This is a genomic window from Serratia sp. CY43202, assembly GCF_052168755.1.
Taxonomy (GTDB): Bacteria; Pseudomonadota; Gammaproteobacteria; order Enterobacterales; family Enterobacteriaceae; genus Serratia; species Serratia bockelmannii.
Genome location: NZ_JBJNMB010000006.1, coordinates 65,174 through 86,354, shown reverse-complemented (window position 1 = coordinate 86,354; position 21,181 = coordinate 65,174). Strand labels below are relative to the sequence as shown.

24 protein-coding genes are annotated in these 21,181 nt (G+C 61.7%); 10 read left to right on the top strand and 14 right to left on the bottom strand.

What is annotated here, in order from left to right:
• Nucleotides 1–106: 106 nt before the first annotated feature.
• The 4 genes from glsB (at nt 107) to ACJ8J5_RS13810 (ending at nt 2,353) form a co-directional block, all read left to right on the top strand.
• Nucleotides 107–1,030, top strand: coding sequence for a glutaminase B (gene glsB / locus ACJ8J5_RS13825; RefSeq protein ID WP_044031973.1), 924 nt, complete (start codon nt 107–109; stop codon nt 1,028–1,030).
• Nucleotides 1,031–1,060: 30 nt separating this feature from the next.
• Complete coding sequence (locus tag ACJ8J5_RS13820; protein WP_043141352.1) at nt 1,061–1,783, top strand: DUF2884 domain-containing protein; 723 nt, start codon at nt 1,061–1,063, stop codon at nt 1,781–1,783.
• A gap of 95 nt (nt 1,784–1,878) precedes the next feature.
• A complete protein-coding gene (locus tag ACJ8J5_RS13815; protein WP_004937418.1) occupies nt 1,879–2,121 on the top strand; it encodes a DUF4160 domain-containing protein in 243 nt (80 codons plus the stop codon).
• A complete protein-coding gene (locus ACJ8J5_RS13810) occupies nt 2,105–2,353 on the top strand; it encodes a DUF2442 domain-containing protein (RefSeq protein ID WP_025304253.1) in 249 nt (82 codons plus the stop codon). The genes ACJ8J5_RS13815 and ACJ8J5_RS13810 overlap by 17 nt, the downstream gene beginning before the upstream one ends.
• 36 nt (nt 2,354–2,389) lie before the next feature.
• On the opposite strand, the gene hemW is transcribed toward ACJ8J5_RS13810, so the two are convergent.
• From hemW to ACJ8J5_RS13780, 6 genes are read right to left on the bottom strand one after another with little or no spacing between them, the layout of a single operon-like run.
• Nucleotides 2,390–3,532: a radical SAM family heme chaperone HemW gene (hemW, locus tag ACJ8J5_RS13805; RefSeq protein ID WP_197759586.1), complete on the bottom strand. Its 1,143-nt coding sequence runs from the start codon at nt 3,530–3,532 to the stop codon at nt 2,390–2,392.
• Nucleotides 3,525–4,118, bottom strand: a complete 594-nt coding sequence (locus tag ACJ8J5_RS13800) for an XTP/dITP diphosphatase (protein ID WP_060434546.1) — start codon at nt 4,116–4,118, stop codon at nt 3,525–3,527. Before ACJ8J5_RS13800 ends, hemW begins: the two co-directional genes overlap by 8 nt.
• A 17-nt stretch (nt 4,119–4,135) precedes the next feature.
• Nucleotides 4,136–4,426: a DUF167 family protein YggU gene (yggU, locus tag ACJ8J5_RS13795; protein ID WP_004948014.1), complete on the bottom strand. Its 291-nt coding sequence runs from the start codon at nt 4,424–4,426 to the stop codon at nt 4,136–4,138.
• Nucleotides 4,423–4,977 carry a YggT family protein gene (locus ACJ8J5_RS13790; protein WP_060434544.1) on the bottom strand — a complete coding sequence of 185 codons (555 nt, stop codon included), beginning with the start codon at nt 4,975–4,977 and terminating at the stop codon, nt 4,423–4,425. Before ACJ8J5_RS13790 ends, yggU begins: the two co-directional genes overlap by 4 nt.
• Nucleotides 4,978–5,008: 31 nt before the next feature.
• On the bottom strand, nt 5,009–5,830 hold the full coding sequence (gene proC, locus ACJ8J5_RS13785; RefSeq protein ID WP_173889760.1) for a pyrroline-5-carboxylate reductase: 822 nt from the start codon (nt 5,828–5,830) through the stop codon (nt 5,009–5,011).
• Between the two features lie 19 nt (nt 5,831–5,849).
• Entirely contained in the window at nt 5,850–6,557 is a 708-nt protein-coding gene (locus ACJ8J5_RS13780) for a YggS family pyridoxal phosphate-dependent enzyme (protein WP_025304248.1), read from the bottom strand.
• A gap of 20 nt (nt 6,558–6,577) precedes the next feature.
• Between ACJ8J5_RS13780 and ACJ8J5_RS13775 the strand changes: the two genes are divergently transcribed.
• Entirely contained in the window at nt 6,578–7,600 is a 1,023-nt protein-coding gene (locus ACJ8J5_RS13775) for a type IV pilus twitching motility protein PilT (protein ID WP_089196265.1), read from the top strand.
• Here ACJ8J5_RS13775 and ruvX read toward each other — a convergent pair.
• The 6 genes from ruvX to ACJ8J5_RS13745 form a co-directional block, all read right to left on the bottom strand.
• Nucleotides 7,597–8,019 carry a Holliday junction resolvase RuvX gene (gene ruvX, locus ACJ8J5_RS13770; protein WP_025304246.1) on the bottom strand — a complete coding sequence of 141 codons (423 nt, stop codon included), beginning with the start codon at nt 8,017–8,019 and terminating at the stop codon, nt 7,597–7,599. The two genes, ACJ8J5_RS13775 and ruvX, sit on opposite strands and share 4 nt — an antisense overlap.
• Complete coding sequence (locus tag ACJ8J5_RS13765) at nt 8,019–8,582, bottom strand: YqgE/AlgH family protein (protein ID WP_004937452.1); 564 nt, start codon at nt 8,580–8,582, stop codon at nt 8,019–8,021. The genes ruvX and ACJ8J5_RS13765 overlap by 1 nt, the downstream gene beginning before the upstream one ends.
• A gap of 147 nt (nt 8,583–8,729) precedes the next feature.
• Nucleotides 8,730–9,680, bottom strand: a complete 951-nt coding sequence (gene gshB, locus ACJ8J5_RS13760) for a glutathione synthase (RefSeq protein ID WP_043141334.1) — start codon at nt 9,678–9,680, stop codon at nt 8,730–8,732.
• A gap of 10 nt (nt 9,681–9,690) precedes the next feature.
• Nucleotides 9,691–10,422 (bottom strand): 16S rRNA (uracil(1498)-N(3))-methyltransferase, encoded by a 732-nt coding sequence (rsmE, locus tag ACJ8J5_RS13755; RefSeq protein ID WP_025304244.1) that lies wholly within the window; start codon nt 10,420–10,422, stop codon nt 9,691–9,693.
• 69 nt (nt 10,423–10,491) lie between these two features.
• Nucleotides 10,492–11,187 carry a deoxyribonuclease I gene (gene endA, locus ACJ8J5_RS13750; RefSeq protein WP_089196263.1) on the bottom strand — a complete coding sequence of 232 codons (696 nt, stop codon included), beginning with the start codon at nt 11,185–11,187 and terminating at the stop codon, nt 10,492–10,494.
• Nucleotides 11,188–11,288: 101 nt separating this feature from the next.
• Nucleotides 11,289–11,801 carry a SprT family zinc-dependent metalloprotease gene (locus ACJ8J5_RS13745; RefSeq protein WP_261425154.1) on the bottom strand — a complete coding sequence of 171 codons (513 nt, stop codon included), beginning with the start codon at nt 11,799–11,801 and terminating at the stop codon, nt 11,289–11,291.
• Nucleotides 11,802–12,150: 349 nt separating this feature from the next.
• Between ACJ8J5_RS13745 and fumA the strand changes: the two genes are divergently transcribed.
• Complete coding sequence (gene fumA / locus ACJ8J5_RS13740; RefSeq protein ID WP_025304241.1) at nt 12,151–13,797, top strand: class I fumarate hydratase FumA; 1,647 nt, start codon at nt 12,151–12,153, stop codon at nt 13,795–13,797.
• A gap of 150 nt (nt 13,798–13,947) precedes the next feature.
• Nucleotides 13,948–14,814 (top strand): helix-turn-helix domain-containing protein, encoded by an 867-nt coding sequence (locus ACJ8J5_RS13735; protein WP_043141326.1) that lies wholly within the window; start codon nt 13,948–13,950, stop codon nt 14,812–14,814.
• Here the strand turns inward: ACJ8J5_RS13735 and ACJ8J5_RS13730 are convergent.
• Together ACJ8J5_RS13730 and ACJ8J5_RS13725 are read right to left on the bottom strand one after the other, a co-directional pair.
• Nucleotides 14,738–15,790 (bottom strand): XdhC family protein, encoded by a 1,053-nt coding sequence (locus ACJ8J5_RS13730; RefSeq protein WP_043141323.1) that lies wholly within the window; start codon nt 15,788–15,790, stop codon nt 14,738–14,740. The two genes, ACJ8J5_RS13735 and ACJ8J5_RS13730, sit on opposite strands and share 77 nt — an antisense overlap.
• Before the next feature lie 8 nt (nt 15,791–15,798).
• A complete protein-coding gene (locus ACJ8J5_RS13725; protein WP_173889754.1) occupies nt 15,799–16,383 on the bottom strand; it encodes a nucleotidyltransferase family protein in 585 nt (194 codons plus the stop codon).
• A gap of 208 nt (nt 16,384–16,591) precedes the next feature.
• Between ACJ8J5_RS13725 and ACJ8J5_RS13720 the strand changes: the two genes are divergently transcribed.
• Genes ACJ8J5_RS13720 through ACJ8J5_RS13710 form a run of 3 tightly spaced genes read left to right on the top strand, consistent with a single transcriptional unit; the run spans nt 16,592 to nt 21,164 of the window.
• Entirely contained in the window at nt 16,592–19,381 is a 2,790-nt protein-coding gene (locus ACJ8J5_RS13720) for a xanthine dehydrogenase family protein molybdopterin-binding subunit (protein WP_414104529.1), read from the top strand.
• Entirely contained in the window at nt 19,378–19,932 is a 555-nt protein-coding gene (locus tag ACJ8J5_RS13715; protein WP_025304236.1) for a (2Fe-2S)-binding protein, read from the top strand. Before ACJ8J5_RS13720 ends, ACJ8J5_RS13715 begins: the two co-directional genes overlap by 4 nt.
• Nucleotides 19,929–21,164, top strand: a complete 1,236-nt coding sequence (locus ACJ8J5_RS13710; RefSeq protein ID WP_261127559.1) for a cytochrome c — start codon at nt 19,929–19,931, stop codon at nt 21,162–21,164. Before ACJ8J5_RS13715 ends, ACJ8J5_RS13710 begins: the two co-directional genes overlap by 4 nt.
• Nucleotides 21,165–21,181: the final 17 nt, after the last annotated feature.

Genomic DNA, 21,181 nt, shown 5'->3' with positions numbered 1-21,181 from the left:
ATGGGCCGAGTAACTGCGCAGCCAACACAGATGCGGATTCAAGTATGACGGGGATGGATTTAAGGTGCCTTAACGGCGCCTTTGTTTTGCCCGGAGTGTGACCGAGGTGGTAACAACATTGGATAATGCGTTGCTGGAAGAGATCCTGCAACAGGTGCGTCCGCTGATTGGCCAGGGAAAAGTGGCCGACTACATCCCGGCGTTGGCGGAAGTGCCCGCCGATCGGCTGGCGATCGCCGTCTGCACGGTGGACGGCGAACTGTTCCAGGCCGGCGACGCCGCGGAGCGCTTCTCCATTCAGTCGATCTCCAAAGTGCTGAGCCTGACGCTGGCGCTGACGCGCTATCAGGAGCCTGAGATCTGGCGGCGCGTCGGCAAAGAGCCTTCTGGCCTGCCGTTCAACTCGCTGCTGCAGCTGGAGATGGAGCAGGGCAAACCGCGCAATCCGTTTATCAACCCCGGCGCGCTGGTGGTGTGCGACATGCTGCAAACCCGGCTCAGCGCCCCCAAACAGCGCATGCTGGAGGTGGTGCGTCAGTTGGCCGGTGAAGACGACCTGGCCTATGACCTGCGGGTGGCGCGCTCCGAGTTCGAACACTCCGATCGCAATGCGGCCATCGCCTATCTGATGAAGTCGTTCGGCAACTTCGAGAACGATGTGATTACCGTGCTGCAAACCTATTTCCACTACTGCGCGCTGCGCATGAGCTGCGTGGAGCTGGCGCGCAGCTTCGTCTATCTGGCCAATCACGGCCGCGATCTCAGCGGCGAGGCGGTGATCAGCCCGCTGCAGGCCCGGCAGATCAACGCCCTGATGATGACCAGCGGCATGTACGACGGCGCCGGCGAATTCGCCTATCGGGTGGGGATGCCGGGCAAGTCCGGCGTGGGCGGCGGCATCGTGGCCATCGTGCCGGGCGAGCTGTCGATCGTCGTCTGGTCGCCGGAGCTGGATGCCTCCGGCAACTCACTGGCGGGAACTGCGGCGCTGGAACTGTTGTCTCAACGTATCGGTCGTTCGATTTTTTAATCCCAATCTGGATGGGAGTCAGGAGAAGCTATGTTGAAGAAAACCGGGTTAGCCTTACTGCTGCTGGCGGCGACTGCCGCACAGGCCCACGCTGAGTACCAATGCAGCGTTAAACCCCAGGATGATGTGATCATCAGCCCGCAGAGCGTGCAGGTGAAAGGCGCCAGTGGCGACCTGCAAATATCGCCGGATGGCGACGTGATCCGCAACGGCCAGGCGCTAAGCTTGAACGACAGCCAGCGGCAGAAAGCCTTCAGTTACCAGAGCGCCTTGCGCAAGCAGCTGCCGTGGATCGACGACGGCGCGCAGAAACACCTGGAGAAAGCCCGCTCGGCGCTGGATAAGGTGATCGTTAAAGAGCTGGGCAGCAACAGTAACGTGCGCAACCGGCTGACCACCCTGAATGGCCAACTGAAACAGCAGATGAACCGCATCATCGAACACCGCAGCGACGGTCTGACCTTCCACCACCAGGCGATTGACCAGGTGGAACAGGACGGCCGCAACATCGTGCAGCAGAGCATGGGCGGGGTGCTGCAGGACAGCCTGAACGAGATGGGCGTCAAACAGGCCGCCAACAGCGGCGGCAACCCGCTGCAGGCGATCATGGGCAACCTGGGCGGCTTGCAGAAGGCGATCCAGAACGAATGGAACAACCAGGAGCAGGACTTCCAGAACTTCGGTCATGACGTGTGCAACCGCGTCACCGCACTGGAAACCCAGCGCAAGGATCTGCTGAAGGCGTTGAAGTAACGGATAGGCATAGCCGCCGTGCGTTCTTTGACCTCACGACGGCTATCTGAGAAACTGGCTAAACTATAATCAATCGGCAAAAGGATTTTGCATTGATGCCAGTGATATTCCGTTATAAAGGCTATAGGTTCTTTTTTTATTCAAATGAGGGTGACCCGCTTGAGCCGCCGCATGTTCATATCAGAGACGCTGAGGCTGAAGCGAAATTTTGGTTGGTTCCTGGCGTGCAGTTGGCGCGTAATGATGGCTTTAACGCCAGAACGCTAAAAGAGTTGGCTGGTCTGGTTGATACCTATCAGGCATTGTTTTTGGAGGCTTGGCATGAGTATTTCGGCTAAACGCGTCAGCTTTGACGATACGACGATGTGGGTCGAACTAAGTGACGCCAGAATTATTGGCGTGCCGCTGGCCTGGTTTCCCCGTTTGTTGAACGCGACGGAAGAACAGCGGGCGGGGTATGAGCTCAGCGCTCGCGGCATCCATTGGGACGCGTTGGACGAGGATGTTTCCGTTGAGGGATTGCTGAAGGGGCGTGGCGACGTGACGCACCGCCCTCATAATGCCGCCTGAACATGAAAAAAAGCGCTGATTATTCAGCGCTTTTTTTTACTCGTCGTCCGCCAGGAACAGTTCCAGCAGCGAGTTGAGGAACAGTTTGCCCTTCTCGGTGATCTGCCAGTGCTCCGCGGTTTCTTCCAGATAGCCTTTGGCCAGCGCTTCGTCCAACTGCGGGCGAATGACGCTTTCCGCCAGCCCGGTGTAGTTGACGAAGTCGGCGCGCGGCGCGGCTTCCAGCAGGCGGAAGCGGTTCATGAAGAACTCGAACGGCCGATCTGCCGCCGCCACCTCATGCTGCTTGTCCATGTAGTCGCCGCGCATAAAGCCGCGCGGGTGCTTGGTCTTGGCGGTGCGCAGGATGCGCCCGTCGCTGAAGGTCACCTTGCCGTGCGCGCCGCAGCCGATCCCCAGGTAGTCGCCGAAGCGCCAGTAGTTGAGGTTGTGCTGGCATTGGTAGCCCGGTTTGGCATAGGCCGAAGTTTCATACTGCTGATAGCCGGCGGCGCTCAGCAGCTGGTGGCCGCGCTCGAAGATGTCCCACAGCGCGTCGTCGTCCGGTAAAACCGGCGGGCGTGAGCTGAACAGGGTGTTCGGCTCGATGGTCAGCTGATACCACGACAGGTGCGGCGGGTTCAGGGCGATAGCCTGGCGCAGATCGTCCAGCGCCTCTTCCAGCGACTGATCCGGCAGGCCGTGCATCAGATCGAGGTTGAAGCTGCGCAGGCCGAGGCCGGTCGCCAGCGTTGCCGCGCGCTTGGCCTCTTCCGGGCCGTGGATGCGCCCTAAGCGGGTCAGCTTCTCGGCGCTGAAGCTTTGCACCCCGATGGAGATGCGGTTGACGCCGGCGCGCTGGTAGCCGCTGAAGCGATCGGCCTCCACGGTGCCGGGGTTGGCCTCCATGGTGATTTCGGCGTCGTCGGTGACGCGAATGCGCGCCCGCACGCCGTCCAGCAAGGCTTGCATCGCCTCGGCGCTCAGCAGGCTGGGGGTGCCGCCGCCGATGAAGATGGTGCTTATCTCCCGGCCGCCGGCCAGCGGCAGGTCGGCATCCAGATCCGCCAACAGATGATCGACATACTCCTGATGCGGCACGTCACCCTTCAGCGCATGGGAGTTGAAGTCGCAGTACGGGCATTTCTGCACGCACCACGGGATGTGAATGTAGAGACTTAGCGGGGGCAGCTTAAGCATTGCGCATGGCTTCCAACATCAGCTTCAGCGCTTTGCCGCGGTGCGAAATCGCCCGCTTCTCGTCGCGGCTCAGCTCGGCGGCGGTGCGGCCCAGCTCCGGCACGTAGAAGGCAGGATCGTAACCGAAGCCGCCTTCGCCGGCGGCCTGTTCGGTGATCTCACCGGCCCAGCTGCCGTGGAACACCAGCGGCGTCGGATCTTCTGCATGGCGCAGATAGACCAGCACGCAGTGGAATTGTGCGCCGCGCCGGCCCGGCGCTACGCCTTTCAGCGCCGCCAGCAGCTTGTCGAGGTTCTGCCGATCGTCGGCGTCTTCACCGGCATAGCGTGCGGAGTAGATGCCCGGCGCGCCGCCCAGCGCGTCGACCGCCAGGCCGGAGTCGTCGGCGATCGCCGGCAGGCCGGTGACCTGTGCCGCATGGCGCGCTTTGAGAATGGCGTTTTCAATAAACGTCAGCCCGGTTTCTTCGGCGGATTCCACGCCCAGATCGGTTTGCGCGACCACGTCCAGGCCGAAATCGGCCAACAGGTCGGCAAGTTCGCGCACTTTGCCCGGGTTACCGGTGGCAAGAACGACTTTTTGCATAATGACTACCTTGAAAATTATTCGATGAGCGCCGCGACCACGGCGGGGATCTGTTGCGGATTCACGATGCGTAACTGTTTATGCCGCCCCAGTTCGCCTTTCTCGATGGTGACGTTGCTTTTCGCCACTTTGAACTGCTTGGCGATAAACTTGATCAAATGGGCGTTGGCTTGGCCGTCGACCGGCGGGGCGGTGATGGCGACTTTTAGTTCGTCGCCATGCAAGCCGATAATTTGGTCGCGGCTGGCTTTCGGCTGAATATATAGCCTGATCGCCAGCCCGTCCAGCACCGGAGTGACTGCACTCACAGCAGGAACCAGATCTCGCCGAACAGATCCATGCCCAGGTAGTTGATCAGATAGAGGATCAGGATCACCACCATGGCGGAAAAGTCGATACCGCCCATCGCCGGGATGATGCGACGGATCGGCGCCATCAAGGGTTCGGTCAGCTGGTACATCACGTAGTCGATCGGGCTGCGGCCCTGGCTTACCCAGCTCATCAGCGCACGAATGATCATCACCCAGAAGATCAGGTAGCCGGCGGATTTCACCAGCGAGATCAGGCCAAACAGCAGGTTATAGGGGCTGAGCGACATCGCACCGCCCTGGATCAGCAGCAGCAGCGGGTACTTGATGGTCATCAGCAGGAACGCCAGCAGCAGCGAAGCGCTGTCGATAGGCCCCAGCGACGGAATGATGCGGCGCAGTGGGCCGACGATCGGCTGAGTGATCTTCACCACAAACTGCGAGAACGGGTTGTAAAAATCGGTGCGCGTCCATTGCATCCAAATGCGCAGCAACAGCACCATCACGTACAGATCAATAACGGTCTTGACCAGGAAAGTCAGCGTTAGCATGAAGTGGTCCTTCTCCTTAACTCATGGTTATTTAAAATAATTTTTCCATCTCTTGGGCACGAGAAACGGCGGCCTGCATCGCTTGCGCCACGGTTTCCGGCAGTTGGCGTTCGTTGAACACCCGCAGCGCTTCGGCGGTGGTGCCGCCTTTGGAAGTCACCTGCTCGCGCAGCGTGCCCAGCGGCGTATCCGGGTTGGCTTCCACCAGCGCGGCGGCGCCGGAAGCGGCCTGCTGCACCAGATCGCGCGCGGTCTGGCTGTCGAAGCCCATGCGTTCGGCCTCTTTTTGCATCGCTTCCATAAACAGGAAGAAATAAGCCGGGGCGCTGCCCGCTGCGGCGATCACGCCGTTGATGCCATTTTCGTCATCTACCCAGCAAACTTTACCGACCGACGCCATTAAATCGCCGGTGTAGTCGCGATCCTGTTGGCTGACCTGCTCCGGCGCGTACAGCCCGCTCATGCCCTTGCCGACCAGCGACGGGGTGTTGGGCATGATGCGCACGATGTCCAGCTGGTCGCCGAGCAGCTGATAGAAACGGCTGACCTGAATACCGGCGGCGATCGACAGCACCAGTTTGCCGCCGAAATCGACCTGTTCGCGCAGCGGCTGACACACGTCGGCCATCATCTGCGGTTTGACCGCCAGCACCACCACCTCAGCTTCACGCGCGCAGGCGACGTTGTCGCCGCTGCTGACGATGCCGTAGTCCGCCGCCAGCGCGTCACGGTTTTTCGGCGAAGGGGCGCAGACGCTGATGGATTTGGCCGGATAGCCGCCCGCCACCAGGCCGGCGATGATTGCACGCGCCATGTTGCCGGCGCCGATAAAGGTAATCTTGCGATGTTGCATCAAATCCCTCGTCTGTTTGTCAGGCCTGCGAGTAGTCGCGGGCGCCAAAAATTGCGGTGCCGATGCGCACCAGGGTGCTGCCTGCGGCAATCGCTGCCGCCATATCGTCCGTCATGCCCATCGACAGCGTATCGGCCTGCGGATAACGCTGGCGCAGGGCGAGAAAGGCGTCGTTCATCTGGTTGAATACCGCCAACTGCCGCTGGTAATCCGCTTCCGGCGCCGGGATGGCCATCAGGCCGCGCAGCGTCAGGTTCGGCAGCGCAGCGAGCGCCTCGGCCAGCGCCGGCAGTTCGCTTAATGCAATGCCGGATTTGCTCTGCTCATCGCTGATGTTGATTTGAATCAGCACGTTGAGCGGCGGCAGGTCGGCCGGGCGCTGATCGCTCAGGCGCTGGGCGATGCGCAGCCGATCCACGGTATGGCACCAGGCGAAGTGTTCCGCCACCAGCCGACTCTTATTGGATTGCAGCGGGCCGATAAAGTGCCACACCAACTCACCGCCCTGAGGCGACTCGGCGAAATGCCGGATCTTGTCTACCCCTTCCTGCACGTAGTTCTCGCCGAAGGCGCGCTGGCCGGCGGCGATGGCTTCTTCGATCGCCGCCACAGGTTTGGTTTTGCTGACTGCAAGCAGAGCAACTTCTTCTGGCGCCCGCGCGCAGTTTTGCGCGGCGGCCGCGATGCGGTTTCTGACATCCTGCAGGTTCTGTTGGATAGTGCTCATTATTGACCCGGGAGAGTGATATGGATATCGATGAATTCGTGGCCCTTAGTGTAAAGCATAATGCTTCCGATCTGCACCTTTGTGCCGGTCATCCGCCGATGTTGCGCATCGACGGTGAACTGCAGCCGCTGGCGGCGGCGCCAACGCTGACGGCACAAGGCGTGCAGGCCCTCTGCGACGGATTGCTGAATGCGCAGCAGCGCGAGAGCCTGCGGCGGCTGGGGCAGGTCGATCTGGCGCTGCACAGGCCGAGTGGAGAGCGGCTGCGTGCCAACGTTTTTCAGCAAAGCGCGGGGATGTCTCTCGCGTTGCGGCGCATCGCCGGGCAGTCGCCCTCGCTTGCCGAGCTGGCAGCGCCGGCCATCGTGCCGGCGCTGCTGCGGCGCGACGATGGGCTTCTCCTGGTCACCGGCGCCACCGGCAGCGGCAAGTCCACCACGCTGGCGGCGATGATCGACGAGATCAACCGGCACCAGCAGCGGCACATTTTGACGCTGGAGGATCCGATTGAATTCCTGCACCGCAGCCGGCGATCGCTGATCCAGCAGCGGGAGATCGGCCGCGACAGCCACAGCTTTGATGCGGCGTTGCGCGCCGCGCTGCGCGAAGATCCTGATGTGATCCTGCTGGGCGAGCTGCGCGATACCACCACCATCCGGCTGGCGCTCACCGCGGCGGAGACCGGCCACCTGGTGCTGGCGACGCTGCACACCCGCAGCGCGTCGCAGGCAGTGGAACGGTTAGTGGACGTGTTTCCGGCGGAAGAAAAACCCTATGTGCGCGCCCAGCTGGCCGGCAGTCTGCAGGCGGTGATCGCGCAAAAGCTGATGAGGCGGCCCGGCGGCGGACGCGTGGCGATCTTCGAAGTGCTGACGGCGACGGCGGCGGTCAGCAACCTGATCCGCGAAGGGAAAACGCATCAGTTGGCGAGCGTGTTGCAAACCGGCGCACAGTCCGGCATGCAAACCTTTGAGCAAGGTTTGCAGCAGCGGATTGACGCCGGTGTGTTGGGGGACTGTGCGGGGGAGGGAACGGGTGTTTAGCCCAGCTGCCGTTCGAACCAGCTCTCGAGGATCACTACCGCGGAGGCGGAATCCACGCTGCCTTTATCAAGGGCGCGGAAGCCGCCGCGGTCGAACAGGTTGGCGCGCGCTTCCACGGTGCTCAGGCGCTCGTCATGCAGATCGATCTGGATGCCGAAGCGGCCGTGCAGGCGGTTGGCGAACTTGCGCGCCTGGGCGGTAACGGGTTGTTCGGTGCCGTCCATGTTCAGCGGCAGGCCGACCACCACCAAATCCGGCTGCCACTCCTTTAGCAGTTTTTCAATTTTCAGCCAGTCCGGCGAGCCGTCCTGCGCTTTGAAGGCCGGCAGGGCGCGGGCGCTGCCGGTCAACTCCTGGCCGATGGCCGCGCCAATGCTTTTGGTGCCGAAGTCGAAGGCGATAATGGTGCGGTTGCTCATCAGGCGTGTCCTGCGTGGTTGGCGATGCTGCGAATGTCGATACCCAATAGGTTCCCCGCCTCGCGCCAGCGGCTGGCGATCGGCGTGCGGAACAAAATGTCGGTGTTGGCTTCGATGGTCAGCCAGGCGTTTTCCAATACTTCCTGCTCCAACTGGCCCTTTTCCCAGCCCGCATAACCCAGCGCCACCAGCACGTCGTCCGGTTGCTCTGGCGTGCCGAGCGTTTCCAGCACGTCTTTCGAGGTGGTGATCATGGTGTTGGGCGAAATTTGAATGCTGGCGCCGAAGCCGTGGCGCGGCGTATGCAGGATAAACCCGCGATCGTCCGCCAGGGGGCCGCCGGCGAACACCGGCTTGTCCAGGCTGATGGCCGGATCGCGCGCAGGCGGCATGATCTTCAGCTTGCTCAGCACCGTGGCTACCGTGAACTGCTCCACCGGTTTATTGATCACCAAACCCATGGCGCCTTCTTCATTGTGCTCGCAAATGTAAATCACCGAGCGCTTGAAGCGAGGATCCTGCAGCGTTGGCATGGCGATCAGAAAATGGTGCTGTAAATTCATGGCGTTAGTATAAGGTAATCAATGGGTGAGAAAATAAACAGCCGCCAGTATGCGGCTATACCCGCCGCCTTTCAAGCCGCTGCCGGAAAGGCGGGCTTTGGCGGGCGCGATACAGGATAGCGGGCGGCATGCCGCCCGCATGACGCATTACTTCGCCGCCAGGCGCTTTTCAATCGCGTCCATCAGCATGCCGGTAATCGAAATCGGGAATGCCGCCTCGATCTCGCGCGCGCAGGTTGGGCTGGTCACGTTGATTTCGGTCAGGCGATCGCCGATCACGTCCAGGCCGACGAAGATCAGCCCTTTCTCTTTCAGCGTCGGGGCGACGGTACGGGCGATTTTCCAGTCGCTCTCGCTCAGTGGACGCGCTTCGCCGCGGCCGCCGGCCGCCAGGTTGCCGCGGGTCTCGCCCTGCGCCGGAATGCGCGCCAGGCAGTAAGGCACCGGCTCGCCGTCCACCACCAGGATGCGCTTGTCGCCGTCCTTGATCGCCGGCAGGAAGTTCTGCGCCATGCAGAAACGGCTGCCGTGTTCGGTCAGGGTTTCGATGATCACCGACAGGTTAGGATCGTCCTGCTTCACGCGGAAGATAGACGCGCCGCCCATGCCGTCCAGCGGTTTCAGGATGATGTCGCCGTGCTGTTGGTGGAATTTGCGGATGTGTGCGGCGCTGCGGCTGACCAGCGTATCCGGCGTCAGTTCCGAGAACCAGGCGGTGAACAGCTTCTCATTGCAGTCGCGCAGGCTTTGCGGCTTGTTGACCACCAGCGTGCCTTTGACTTCGGCGCGCTCCAGAATGTAGGTCGCGTAGATGTATTCGGTATCGAACGGCGGATCCTTGCGCATCAGGATCACGTCCAGATCGTGCAGCGCCAGATCCTGCTCGGCGCCGAAGCTGAACCAGCTCTCCTTGTCTTCCTTCACGCTCAGCAGGCGGGTACGGGCGCGCCCGTCGCCGGCGTGCAGATAGAGATCGTTCATCTCCATGTAGTGCAATTCGTAACCGCGGCGCTGCGCTTCGAGCAGCATGGCGAAGCTGGTGTCTTTCTTGATGTTGATGGAATCGATAGGATCCATCACGATGCCGAGCTTAATCATCTTTTCTCCTTTAACCCAGGTCGCCGAAGCGGACCTGCAGAGCGGTAATGGCGGTGAGCGCTGTGGTTTCGGTACGCAGAACGCGTGGTCCCAGCAGAATATCAGTAAATCCGTGGTCGGTGGTCATAGCGATTTCGTCGGCGGACAAACCGCCTTCCGGGCCGATCAGCAGGCGGACGCGGTCTACCGGCTGCGGCAGCGTGTTGATGCTGTGGCTGGCGCGCGGATGTAGGTTGAGCTTCAGGCTGCCGTCCTGCTCGGCGCACCAGGCCTCCAGCGACATCGCCTCGCGGATTTCGGGAATGCGGTTGCGGCCGCACTGCTCGCAGGCGGCGATGGCGATCTTTTGCCATTGCTGGATTTTCTTCGCCAGACGCTCGCCGTCCAACTTGACGCCGCAGCGCTCGGAAAACAGCGGGGTGATGACGTTGACGCCCAGCTCGATGGATTTCTGGATGGTGAACTCCATCTTCTCGCCGCGCGAGATCACCTGGCCCAGATGCAGGTTGAGCGGCGATTCGATGTCCTCCACGCGGCCGTCGCCGAGGCGCACCAGCACGCTCTTTTTGTCCACCCGGACTATCTCGGCGTCGAACACCTGGTTGCTGCCGTCGAACAGCTGCAGCGCCTGGCCGGCGCTCATGCGCAGCACGCGCCCGACGTGGTTGGCGGCGTCCTCGCTGAGGGCGATCTCCGCCCGATCGGTCAACGGCTGCGGATGGTAAATGCGGGGTATGCGCATGGGTAGTCTGATCCTGACGAAACGGCGCCGCGGGTTGGCGGCGCCATGAAAGATAAAGGCTATAGTAGGTTAGCTTTTCCGCTGCTGACAAGCCTGTTGAATATAGGGGTTGTGGTTGCCCTGCACCTTGGCGATACGTGCTTCACGCTGACATTCCCATTGGCTCACCGGATATTGCCGGTTCCACACCTCGAACAGCTGGGTTTGCTGGCGTGACAGCCGCAGCTGGTAGCGATCGCGCATGTAGAAGTAGGTGCGGGCAATGGCGCCGCGGGCGCGGGCGGGCGGCTCCGCCTGTTTATTCTTGAAGTCCACCTTCATTGGGCATTGCCCGTACTGGCCTGCACCGCCGTTCCATTGGCTGTACATGAAGTTGTTGCGGTCGCCGTTCACTTCGCCGATCGCCGGCTGCAGGTTGTGCAGATCGGTTTCTATCTGGCGATAGGTGGCGTCCTTGTTGCAATTTTTGCGCCCGCCGTCCTGCCAGCACTGCAGCTGGTGACCGAACTGCCAGGCCGGCACTACGTGTTCCCATTCGATGCGCTGTGCGCGCTGGACGTTTTTACGCACCTGATAGCCGCAGCCGGCGAGATCCGGGATACCCTTCTTGCCTTGCCAGTCGATGCGGCAGCCGCAGTAAAAGCTGCCCGGCGCATCCTGATTAATCTTGGCCGCCGCCGCTTTGGCCTGAGAGAAGTTATTGATGCCGTGCGCCTGTACGGCGCCTGCGGCGAAAACCGCCATAAACAAAATTCTGCGAAGCATATTCCAAAACAGCTCAAAATTGGAAAAGCAGGCAGGGTAACGGAACTTGCCGGCAGTGGCAAATGGCGATATTTGCTTGTTTTAACGTATAAATCGTTTAACTAAAGGCTCTCGCTAGCAAGAAATTTCAGTTTTTCGCCGCACCGGCGGCAGCGGTATTCGCTTTCGCCGCGCAGCACGCGGTTATGGCGGCGAATGGTGAGCTGGTGCTGCCCGCAGCCGCAGCGGTAGGGGAAGGTTTTGCTTTGCACCGAGGCGGTTTCGAAACGGTGAGTGCGGCTGGCGGGGGTCAGTAGCACGCTTTCCATCATCCAGCGCCATTCGCGGCCGTGCGGCGCCACACGGCCGAATTGGCGAAACACCAGCAGGTGCGCCAACTCATGCGGCACCACCTCATCGATAAACGGCTGTTGGTTTTCCAGCAGCAGCACCGGGTTCAGACGGATTTCCCAGCTTTGCAGCCAGGCGGTGCCCGCGCTGGTGCCGCGTTGCTGATAGACGATGCTGGGTTCGGGGAACTCGACGGCAAAATGCTGGCGTGCCAACTGCAGCTTTTCTCGCAGGCAGCGCATCACCGCTTGTTGCAGCGCGATGGGGATTCTTGGTTTGTTCATTGCGGCTAGCTTAAGCAATGGCACGGCGGCTGACAATATGCTCCGACGCAAATCCGCATCCGCGTTTTTTCGCCACATTGATAAAGCGATCGCCGTCGATGGATTGTAATCAATGTGTTAACTGCGGGATAATAATGCGTGCATGATGAGCCTGTACCCGCAGTTCTCACCGAGCAAGGTTGAAACGCCGCCTGTGGTAATCCCTTACGCAAAGAGCGGTTATTTTGCGATTTGGCGCAATAACTGACTGATTAAAAATACGTAAGGTGGAGGCAGTTTTTTGACAAGGCGCCGCCTCGCGCGCCACAAGTGTGAATTTAACGCAGCTGATGTTGCAAGTGAGAGATCAATGTCGAATAAACCGTTCCACTATCAAGATCCGTTCCCGCTGAAGAAAGACGATACCGAATATTATCTGCTGAGCCGCGACCACGTTTCCGTGAGCGAGTTTGAAGGCCAGGAAATACTGAAAGTTGCCCCTGAAGCGTTAACCCTGCTTGCCCAGCATGCGTTCCACGACGCCTCGTTCATGCTGCGCCCGGCGCATCAACAGCAGGTGGCCGATATCCTCGACGATCCGGACGCCAGCGAAAACGACAAGTACGTTGCGCTGCAATTTCTGCGTAACTCAGAAATCGCCGCCAAGGGTATTTTACCGACCTGCCAGGATACCGGCACGGCGATCATCGTCGGCAAAAAGGGCCAGCGCGTCTGGACCGGCGGCGGCGATGAAGAAGCGCTGTCGCGCGGGGTGTACAACACCTACATCGAAGAGAACCTGCGCTATTCGCAGAACGCCGCGCTGGATATGTACAAAGAGGTCAATACCGGCAGCAACCTGCCGGCGCAGATCGATCTCTACAGCGTGGACGGCGAAGAATACAAATTCCTGTGCATCGCCAAGGGCGGTGGTTCTGCCAACAAAACCTATCTGTATCAGGAAACCAAGGCGCTGCTGTCGCCGGGCAAGCTGAAAAACTACCTGGTCGACAAGATGCGCACGCTGGGCACTGCGGCCTGCCCGCCGTACCACGTGGCGTTCGTCATCGGCGGCACCTCGGCGGAAGCGACGCTGAAAACCGTCAAACTGGCCTCGACCAAGTATTACGATGGCCTGCCGACCGAAGGCAACGAGCATGGTCAGGCGTTCCGCGATCTGGAACTCGAAGCGGAACTGCTGCAAGAAGCGCAGAACTTGGGGCTGGGCGCGCAGTTCGGCGGCAAATACTTCGCGCACGATATCCGCGTGGTGCGCCTGCCGCGCCACGGCGCGTCCTGCCCGGTCGGCATGGGCGTTTCCTGCTCGGCAGACCGCAACATCAAAGGCAAGATTAACCGCGACGGCATCTGGCTGGAAAAACTGGAGCACAATCCGGGTAAATTCATTCCTCAGGAGCTGCGCCAGGCCGGGGAAGGCGAGGCGATCAAAGTCGATCTCAACCGTCCAATGGCCGAGATCCTCAAACAGCTGTCGCAGTACCCGGTTTCCACCCGCCTGTCGCTGAGCGGCACCATCATCGTCGGCCGCGATATCGCGCACGCCAAGCTGAAAGAGCGCCTGGATCGCGGTGAAGGCTTGCCGCAGTACGTCAAGGATCACCCGATCTACTACGCCGGCCCGGCTAAAACGCCGGAAGGCTATGCGTCCGGTTCCTTGGGGCCGACCACCGCCGGGCGTATGGACTCCTACGTCGATCTGCTGCAATCCCACGGCGGCAGCATGATCATGCTGGCGAAAGGCAACCGCAGCCAGCAGGTGACGGATGCCTGCCACAAGCACGGCGGCTTTTACCTCGGCAGCATCGGCGGCCCGGCGGCGGTGCTGGCGCAGCAGAGCATCAAGAGCCTGGAGTGCGTGGAGTACCCTGAGCTGGGCATGGAAGCGATCTGGAAAATCGAAGTGGAAGATTTCCCGGCGTTTATCCTGGTGGATGACAAAGGCAATGACTTCTTCCAGAAGATTCAGGCCGGTCAGTGCTCCAGCTGTCTGAAATAATCGCTGCCCCCTTCGCCGCCCGCGGGCGGTGAAGGGGAGTGTGTAAAGTCCTGTAGCTTGCTGGACGTCGAGTTTTAACCTGTATACCCTACGCGGGTAGCACTAAAATTCGACTAATGGAATATCGGCAACAGAAGGTTCGGCAAGCACATGGGAACGCAGGAAAGTCACATCAAGGAATTGCTGGTCTGGATTGAAGATAACCTGACCAATCCGCTGTCGTTGGATATCGTTTCTGCCAAGTCAGGCTACACGAAATGGTACCTGCAGCGCATGTTCAAAAAGCAGACCGGATTATCGTTAGCCTCGTATATCCGCGCTCGCCGCCTCTACCTCGCCGCCTTCGCCTTGCGCTTCACGCAGAAGAGCATTCTAGACATTTCGGTTGAATATCAATTCGATAATCAGCAGACATTCTCGCGCTGTTTCAAAAAGCACTTCGCCGAATCGCCCAGCGTGTATCGCCATGCCCGCAAGCAGGACTTCAGCAATCTGGTGCGTTCGCTGGCGGCCAGCCAGCCCGGCGATATTCAGGTCGAACGCGTCAGCATCGCCAGAGGGCAATATGCCTTTCACGGCAAACATTACGCGTACCATCTGGATATCGAGAAGCTGGACAAGTCGCACCTGCCGCAGCGCAGCGCGCTTCGGGCGCAGTTCTACACCTTGTTGGGCGAGCGCCCGGCACAAACCTATTCGTTTACCCAACTGGTGCCGGACGGCGAGCGGGTCAGGGTCGACTATACCCTGGGCGTGACGACGGACTACCCGCTGCGCGAAGGCGTGGCGCTGGAGCCGCTGCCGGAGATCCACGGCGAGTTTTGCCGTTTTCGCTATTCCGGCAAGCCGGTGGCGCTCAACGACCACATCATTAAAATTTACACGCAGGTGCTACCCGAAATGGGGCTGGCCCGCGGTGACGGGCCGGACATGACGGTGTTCAGCTATTCGCTGAGCGGGAAAGAGGAGCTGTATCTGGAGCTGCAGCATCTGGTGCCGGTGGTGCCGTTGCACTGATCCCGTCGGCGGCCGGCCGCCGGTTTTTCTGCTGCACGATCGCCGCCATCACTGCCAGGGCGATCTCCGCCGGGGTTTTGCTGCCCAGCGGCAGGCCGATCGGCGCATGAATGCGTTCCAGCTCCTGCGGCGTGAATTCGGCAATCTGCTGCAAACGCTGGCGCCGCCGCGCGCTGTTTCTGAGCGAGCCCATGGCGCCGATGTAAAACGCCGGGGTGTGGATCGCTTCCATCAGCGTCAGGTCGTCCATGCGCGGATCGTGGGTCAGCGCCACGACGGCGGTATTGGCGTGGCAACCGCCGTCCTCAATGAACTTGGCCGGAAACTGGCGCAGCAGCGTCACGCCCGGTTTCAGCTCGGCGGCGAAGTTATCCAGCGCCTCCGGGCGGCTCTCGCACACCAGCACCTCAAACCCCAGCGCCACGGCGAAGTCGGCGCAGTACAGCGCCACGCTGGACAACCCGGCGATCAGCAGGCGTGGCGCGGCCGCGATGTGCAGGGTGATCTGCTCGAGCCGGCGTTCGACCTGGGTGGCGCTGGTGAAGTGGCTCTGCTCAAGGCTGTGGCAGGCGTGGGGCAGCGTCAGGCGTTTGATCAACGCGTGATGCCCTTCCAGCGCGCCGGCGATGCGTTGCAGATAAGCGACGCTGGCTTCTCCCGCCGGCAGATACTCGATCAGCACGTCCAGCACGCCGCCGCAGGGCAGCGCCACGTTGGGCGTCATGCCGCCTTCGCCATAACGGATCACCTGGCTGGGCGCCTGATACTCCCCGGCGGCTACGCGCCGTAGAAAGTCCTCCTCCACGCACCCGCCCGACAATGAACCGCTGTAGCGGCCGTCTCGGGTCGCGGCCATCAACGCGCCCGGCGACCGCGGCGAAGAGCCGTAGGTACTGAGCACGGTGCATAACCAGACCGGCTGTTGCTGCAGCCAGCTTATCGCCTGGCTGACCACGGTGACATCAAGATGTTGCATAGGTGAGTTTACTCGCTGGCCGGGAGTTGCGATGGAAGATCAATATCCTGCACGACGCCGGGGTACTCAAGCGGCAGCAGGTGTACCGCCGCGCCTTGCAGCAGTTCACGCGCGCCATTATCGCCGCGCAGTTGGCAAAGCGGTTTGCGCAATCGGGCGGAAAAGCCGACCGGGTGACCGGGCTGTTGCGCATAGCAGGGGCGCACGATCGGGTGCTGCCGTAAGGCATCCGCCACCTGTCGGAAAACGTCGGCGCCGACGAACGGCATATCGGCCAGGTGGATCAGCCAGCCCTGCCAGTGCGGCGTGGCCGCAACGCCCGCGGCGATCGAGTCGCCGAGGCCCGCGCTGGTGAGCAGGGTGACCGGTACTTGCTTGGCGGCGCAGGCTGCCAGCACCGGCAGATTATCCGGCCGGGTTACCACCTGTACCGGCAGGCCGGAAGCCAGCGCCTGGCGCAGAGTGTGTTCGAACAGCGATCGCTGCTCGCCCGCCGCATCGGCGAATCCGGCGTTCAATTTGTTGCCCTGGCCGCCGGCCTGGATAAAGCGCTCCCCGCGTCCGGCGGCGGTAATGACAATGCCCGTGGTCATGGTTGAAGTCCGCGTTTGCGCAAATTATTTATTAGCCTACAAACTACCTGTGTTTTGCAAATGTTTTTTTGTTGAAAACAGTCTGTTAATCATCACATAATTTTAGTTATAAGCATATGCTTATGACGTCTACGGCAAGGTCGTCAGCGTTTGCGCAACAACACCGCGAACAAAAACCAATTACAAGAAAGACGTGAAGGACTTATTTATGAGCAATTTCAACCCGTCGCGGCGCCGCTTTATCAAAAGCGCCGTGATTGCGGGGGTCTCCGTGTACCTAGCCCCCCTGTACAGCCGCGCCTACGCCGCGCTGTTCGAGCAAAAAATCCTCCAGTCGCCTAACTGGGATCCGCAGACCAAACGCGTCCGTTTCCGCATCGATGGCCGCGCCAAGGTCATGGGGCAGAAGGTGTTCGCGCGCGATATCCGCGCGGTGGACATGCCGCACTGGCCGCAGAAACAGGCGCACGCCTTCATTCTGCGCGTCACCAAAGCCGACCGGCTGTTCGAAGGGGTCGATCTGTCGCTGTTGGGGGACGACCTGCAGCCGGATCGCCTGGTGACGGCGGAAGATCTGGCGCGCGATGGCCTGGCCTTCCCGGCCTTCTACGGTGACGACATGCTGCTGCCGAGCGGCAAAACCCCGGCCTACCTCGGCCAGGCGGTGGCGATCCTGATCTATCACGACTTCGCCCGATTCCGCTTTGCCAAGGACAAGCTGAAATTCCGTGAAGAGACCATCAAATTCGGCGCGGTCACCGGCCCGCTGGAGCGCGATCCCTGGGGCAGCTTCCGCTATGTGCGGGTGGGGGGCGATCAACCGTTCGACGACGATCGCTTCTCCAGCCTGAAGGACACGCCAATCTTCCCGGTATCGATGAAAAAGCACCTGCCGGTGTGGCCGGAAGGGCGCGAGGGCGGCAAGCTGGATCAGGAAGGCATGCGCTATGCGGGCCAGATCGCCGACGAGATGGCCAACCCGCCGGCCGACTGGCTGGTGATGTCACGCCGCTACACCACGCAGTCGATCGATACCTCGGCGCTGGAGCCGGACAACGCCAACGGCTGGTTCGACGCGCAGACGCAAACCCTGCATCTGGTGGTGCCGACCCAGTCGCCGCAGGAAGTGGCCGACGAGATGCCGCGCATGCTGGCCAAGCGCAACCCGCCGGTGAAACAGCTGATCCTGCACCCGTGCTACACCGTGGGCTACGGCTCGAAAGATCACTACAACTTCCCCTATTACGGCGCAGTGGCGGCGATGTACGGCGACGGCCACCCGGTGCGCCTGGCCAATGACCGCTTCGAGCAGTTCCAGACGGCGCTGAAGCGCCACGCGTTCGACATGAACTATCGCATCGCGGTGAATCGCCAGACCGGCGTTATGCAGTCGTTCCTCGGTGACATGACGGCGGACGGCGGCGGCCGCAGCAACTTTACCCCTTCGGTGGTGATGGTCGGCGCGACCGCCGCCCAGTCGATTTACTACTTCCCAAAAAGCGATCTGTCGTCGGTCGGGCTGGCCTCACGCGCCATCGACGCCGGTTCGGCGCGCGGTTACGGCACGCTGCAGAGCATGGCCGCCACCGAGATGATGGTGGATGAGCTGGCCGCCGAGCTGAAGATCGACCCGATCGAGTTCCGCCTGCGCAACGTGCTGAAATCCGGCATGAAAAATACCCAAGGGGCGATCCCGGCCGGTGCGATCCGCGCCGATGAAGTGCTGGAGAAGGCGGCGAAGCATGAGATGTGGCTCAAGCGCGCCGAACGCAAGGCCGAGTTTGAGAGCCACTATCCCGGCAAGCGCTATGGCGTTGGCTTCGGCTGCGTGCAGAAAGACTTCGGCACCGGGGCGGAAACCTCGTTCGCCCGGGTGGAGCTGAGCGAAGACGGGCGCATCACCCTGCATCACAGCGGCGCGGAGATGGGCACCGGCATGTCGACCTCGCAGTCGGTACTGTGCGCGCAGTGGCTGGGCAAACCGGCCGACGAAGCGCACTTCTCGGTCACCGACTGGTCGGTACTGCCGATGGTCACCAGCGGCGATCCTTACCTGATGTCGCAAGAAGAGCAGGACAAGCTGCAAACCAACCCCAACTGGACGCCGAGCTACTGTTCGCCGTCGAGCGCCAGCAATTCGGCCTATTACTTCTCGCACAGCACCCGCGAAGCGGCGCGCCTGATCTTCGATCACGGCCTGTGGCCGGCGGCGATGGCGCTGTGGCAGGCCGGTATCGGCGGCGGCCAGGCGGCGCCGCTGGTGGTGCGGCGCGAAGATGCGCGTTGGGTCGAAGGCGGCCTGACGGCGGCGGGCATGTCGGTGCTGAGCCTCGAGCTGCTGGCCAAGACGGCTTATCAGATGGGCGGCGTCACCGGCGCGGCGGTGCACGTGTTCAACCGCTGGCAGTGGGCGGAGGCCGATTTCACGTTGAACGGCAAAAGCGAGCGCCTGCCGGTTGACGGCATGGCGCTGCGCAACGCCGGCGGCGAATTCAAACCGCTGGCGCGCGGGCAGGTCTATTATCCGCCGACCCAGCGCAACAATGCGGCGGTGACCTACTACAGCGCCGTTGGCACGCTGGCGGAAGTGGCGGTGGATATCGCCACCGGCCAGGTGGAATTGCTGAATCACCACTCGATCATGGAGTGTGGCAACCTGATCGTGCCGGAACTGGTTTCCGGCCAACTGCAGGGCGGGCTGGCGATGGGGATCGGCCATGCGCTGCACGAATATTTACCACTGTACGAAGACGGCCCGGGCAACGGCACCTGGAACTTCAACCGTTACCACCTGCCGCGCGCTAGTGACGTGGCGGTGTGGAAGCAGAGCGGCGACATCCTGCCGGCGCTGTCGGAAACCGATCCGCCGAAAGGCATGGCGGAGGTGGTGATGATCCCGATCGTGGCCGCGCTGGTCAACGCCATCGCCGACGCCACCGGCCACCGTTTCCGTGATTTGCCCGTTCGTGCAGAAAATATTCGTGAGGTATTACAATGAGCATTAAAACCCAGCCGATTTCCCTGACCATCAACGAAAAGCAGTACGGCCCGATCGAGGTGCCGGAAGGCTTGATGATGATCGATTTCCTGCACGAGTACCTTGACCTGACCGGTTCGCGCCTCGGCTGCGGGCAGGGCATTTGCCACGCCTGCGTGGCGATCGTCGATCACCCGAGCGGCACTAGCGAAGAGGTGCGCACCTGCATCACCGGCGCGCATTTCTTCAACGGCAAGAAAGTGCGTACCGTCGAAGGCCATGCCAAGGTGGACGAGCAGGGCGAGGTGGTTGAACTGTCGCCGATCCAGCAGGCGTTTCTGGAGCACTACAGCTTCCAGTGCGGCTACTGCACGCCGGGCTTCGTCAACGCCGCCACCATTTTCGTGGAAAAGCTCAAGCGTGAGCCGATCGCCCGCGAACAGCTGGAAAACGCCATCGAGCAGGCGCTGGACAGCCACATCTGCCGCTGCACCGGCTACGTGCGCTACTACGAAGCGGTGCGCGACGTGGTGCTGAAAACGCCGGGCCTGCTGAAGGAGACGGCGCAATGAAAAAACGTCTCGCAGTGTTGATTGTGCTGGTGGCGATCGTGGTGATTGCGCTGCTGTGGTGGCGGGAAAACCGCCGTTACGACGGCCCGGTGCAGCAGGTGACCGCCAGCGCCGAACAGATCGCGCGCGGCCGCTATCTGGCGCAGGCCGCCGACTGCGCCGCCTGCCATACCGCCAGCGGCGGGGCACCGTTGGCCGGCGGCTATCCGCTGGACACGCCGTTCGGCACGATTTACGGCAGCAACCTGACGCCGTCGGCCGACCACGGCATCGGGCGCTGGAGCAAGGACGACTTCTTCCTGGCGCTGACGCAGGGCGTGGCGCCGGGCGGGCGGCACCTGTACCCGGCGATGCCTTACACCTCGTACAAGGGCATGTCGCGTCAGGACGCCGACGACATCTACGCTTACCTGATGACGCGCCCGGCGGTGGACGTGACCATTCCGGCCAACGAGATGCCGTTCCCGTTCAACCAGCGCATGGCGCTGATCGGCTGGAACCTGCTGTTCCGCAGCCAGGATCCGCTGCCGGCCAGTTCGCAGGGCAACTCGCCGCAATGGCAGCGCGGCCGCTATCTGGCCGACGTGCTGGGCCACTGTGGCGAATGCCACACGCCGCGCGGCGCGCTGGGGCAGATGGATCTCGGCAAGCCGATGCAGGGCGGCGATCTCGGCCGCTTCATGGCGCCGGACATTACGCCGCACGGCCTGGCGCAGCGCGGCTGGACGCCGCAGGACGTCAGCCGCTTCCTCGGCACCGGCCTCGCGCCGCAGGGTTCGGCCTTCAGTGAGATGCATATGGTGGTGGATCTCAGCACCCGTCATTTGACGCCAGAAGACCATCAGGCGCTGGCGCTGTATCTGATGGGCGAGCAGCCGCCAGCGGCGGTGCCGGTGAAAATGGGGCAGGGCAGCGATGCCGGGCGCATGACCTATCTGGATCAGTGCGCCGGCTGTCATGCGCGCGAAGGCGAAGGCAAACCGCACGTCGCACCGGCGATGCGCGATAACGCCACGCTGCGCCAGGCGGACGGCAAGAACCTGATCGTGTCGGTGCTGGACGGCCTGCCGGCCCAGCAGTTCCCGAACGGTGAAAGCATGCAGAGCATGCCGGGCTTCGGCGAGCGTCTGAGCGATGCCGACGTGGCGGAACTGGTAAATTACCTGCGGGTGACCTGGGGCGGTTTGCCGGCGGACGTCACCGCCGAGCAGGTGAAAGCGCTGCGCAAGTAAGCGGCGTTCAGACGAAA

Coding starts and splice junctions, on each gene's coding strand:
- ACJ8J5_RS13820 (WP_043141352.1), top strand. CDS start 1,061: ATGTTGAAGAAAACCGGGTTAGCCTTACTGCTGCTGGCGGCGACTGCC.
- ACJ8J5_RS13815 (WP_004937418.1), top strand. CDS start 1,879: ATGCCAGTGATATTCCGTTATAAAGGCTATAGGTTCTTTTTTTATTCA.
- ACJ8J5_RS13810 (WP_025304253.1), top strand. CDS start 2,105: ATGAGTATTTCGGCTAAACGCGTCAGCTTTGACGATACGACGATGTGG.
- hemW (WP_197759586.1), bottom strand. CDS start 3,532: ATGCTTAAGCTGCCCCCGCTAAGTCTCTACATTCACATCCCGTGGTGC.
- ACJ8J5_RS13800 (WP_060434546.1), bottom strand. CDS start 4,118: ATGCAAAAAGTCGTTCTTGCCACCGGTAACCCGGGCAAAGTGCGCGAA.
- ACJ8J5_RS13790 (WP_060434544.1), bottom strand. CDS start 4,977: ATGCTAACGCTGACTTTCCTGGTCAAGACCGTTATTGATCTGTACGTG.
- proC (WP_173889760.1), bottom strand. CDS start 5,830: ATGCAACATCGCAAGATTACCTTTATCGGCGCCGGCAACATGGCGCGT.
- ACJ8J5_RS13780 (WP_025304248.1), bottom strand. CDS start 6,557: ATGAGCACTATCCAACAGAACCTGCAGGATGTCAGAAACCGCATCGCG.
- ACJ8J5_RS13775 (WP_089196265.1), top strand. CDS start 6,578: ATGGATATCGATGAATTCGTGGCCCTTAGTGTAAAGCATAATGCTTCC.
- ruvX (WP_025304246.1), bottom strand. CDS start 8,019: ATGAGCAACCGCACCATTATCGCCTTCGACTTCGGCACCAAAAGCATT.
- ACJ8J5_RS13765 (WP_004937452.1), bottom strand. CDS start 8,582: ATGAATTTACAGCACCATTTTCTGATCGCCATGCCAACGCTGCAGGAT.
- gshB (WP_043141334.1), bottom strand. CDS start 9,680: ATGATTAAGCTCGGCATCGTGATGGATCCTATCGATTCCATCAACATC.
- rsmE (WP_025304244.1), bottom strand. CDS start 10,422: ATGCGCATACCCCGCATTTACCATCCGCAGCCGTTGACCGATCGGGCG.
- endA (WP_089196263.1), bottom strand. CDS start 11,187: ATGCTTCGCAGAATTTTGTTTATGGCGGTTTTCGCCGCAGGCGCCGTA.
- ACJ8J5_RS13745 (WP_261425154.1), bottom strand. CDS start 11,801: ATGAACAAACCAAGAATCCCCATCGCGCTGCAACAAGCGGTGATGCGC.
- fumA (WP_025304241.1), top strand. CDS start 12,151: ATGTCGAATAAACCGTTCCACTATCAAGATCCGTTCCCGCTGAAGAAA.
- ACJ8J5_RS13735 (WP_043141326.1), top strand. CDS start 13,948: ATGGGAACGCAGGAAAGTCACATCAAGGAATTGCTGGTCTGGATTGAA.
- ACJ8J5_RS13730 (WP_043141323.1), bottom strand. CDS start 15,790: ATGCAACATCTTGATGTCACCGTGGTCAGCCAGGCGATAAGCTGGCTG.
- ACJ8J5_RS13725 (WP_173889754.1), bottom strand. CDS start 16,383: ATGACCACGGGCATTGTCATTACCGCCGCCGGACGCGGGGAGCGCTTT.
- ACJ8J5_RS13720 (WP_414104529.1), top strand. CDS start 16,592: ATGAGCAATTTCAACCCGTCGCGGCGCCGCTTTATCAAAAGCGCCGTG.
- ACJ8J5_RS13715 (WP_025304236.1), top strand. CDS start 19,378: ATGAGCATTAAAACCCAGCCGATTTCCCTGACCATCAACGAAAAGCAG.
- ACJ8J5_RS13710 (WP_261127559.1), top strand. CDS start 19,929: ATGAAAAAACGTCTCGCAGTGTTGATTGTGCTGGTGGCGATCGTGGTG.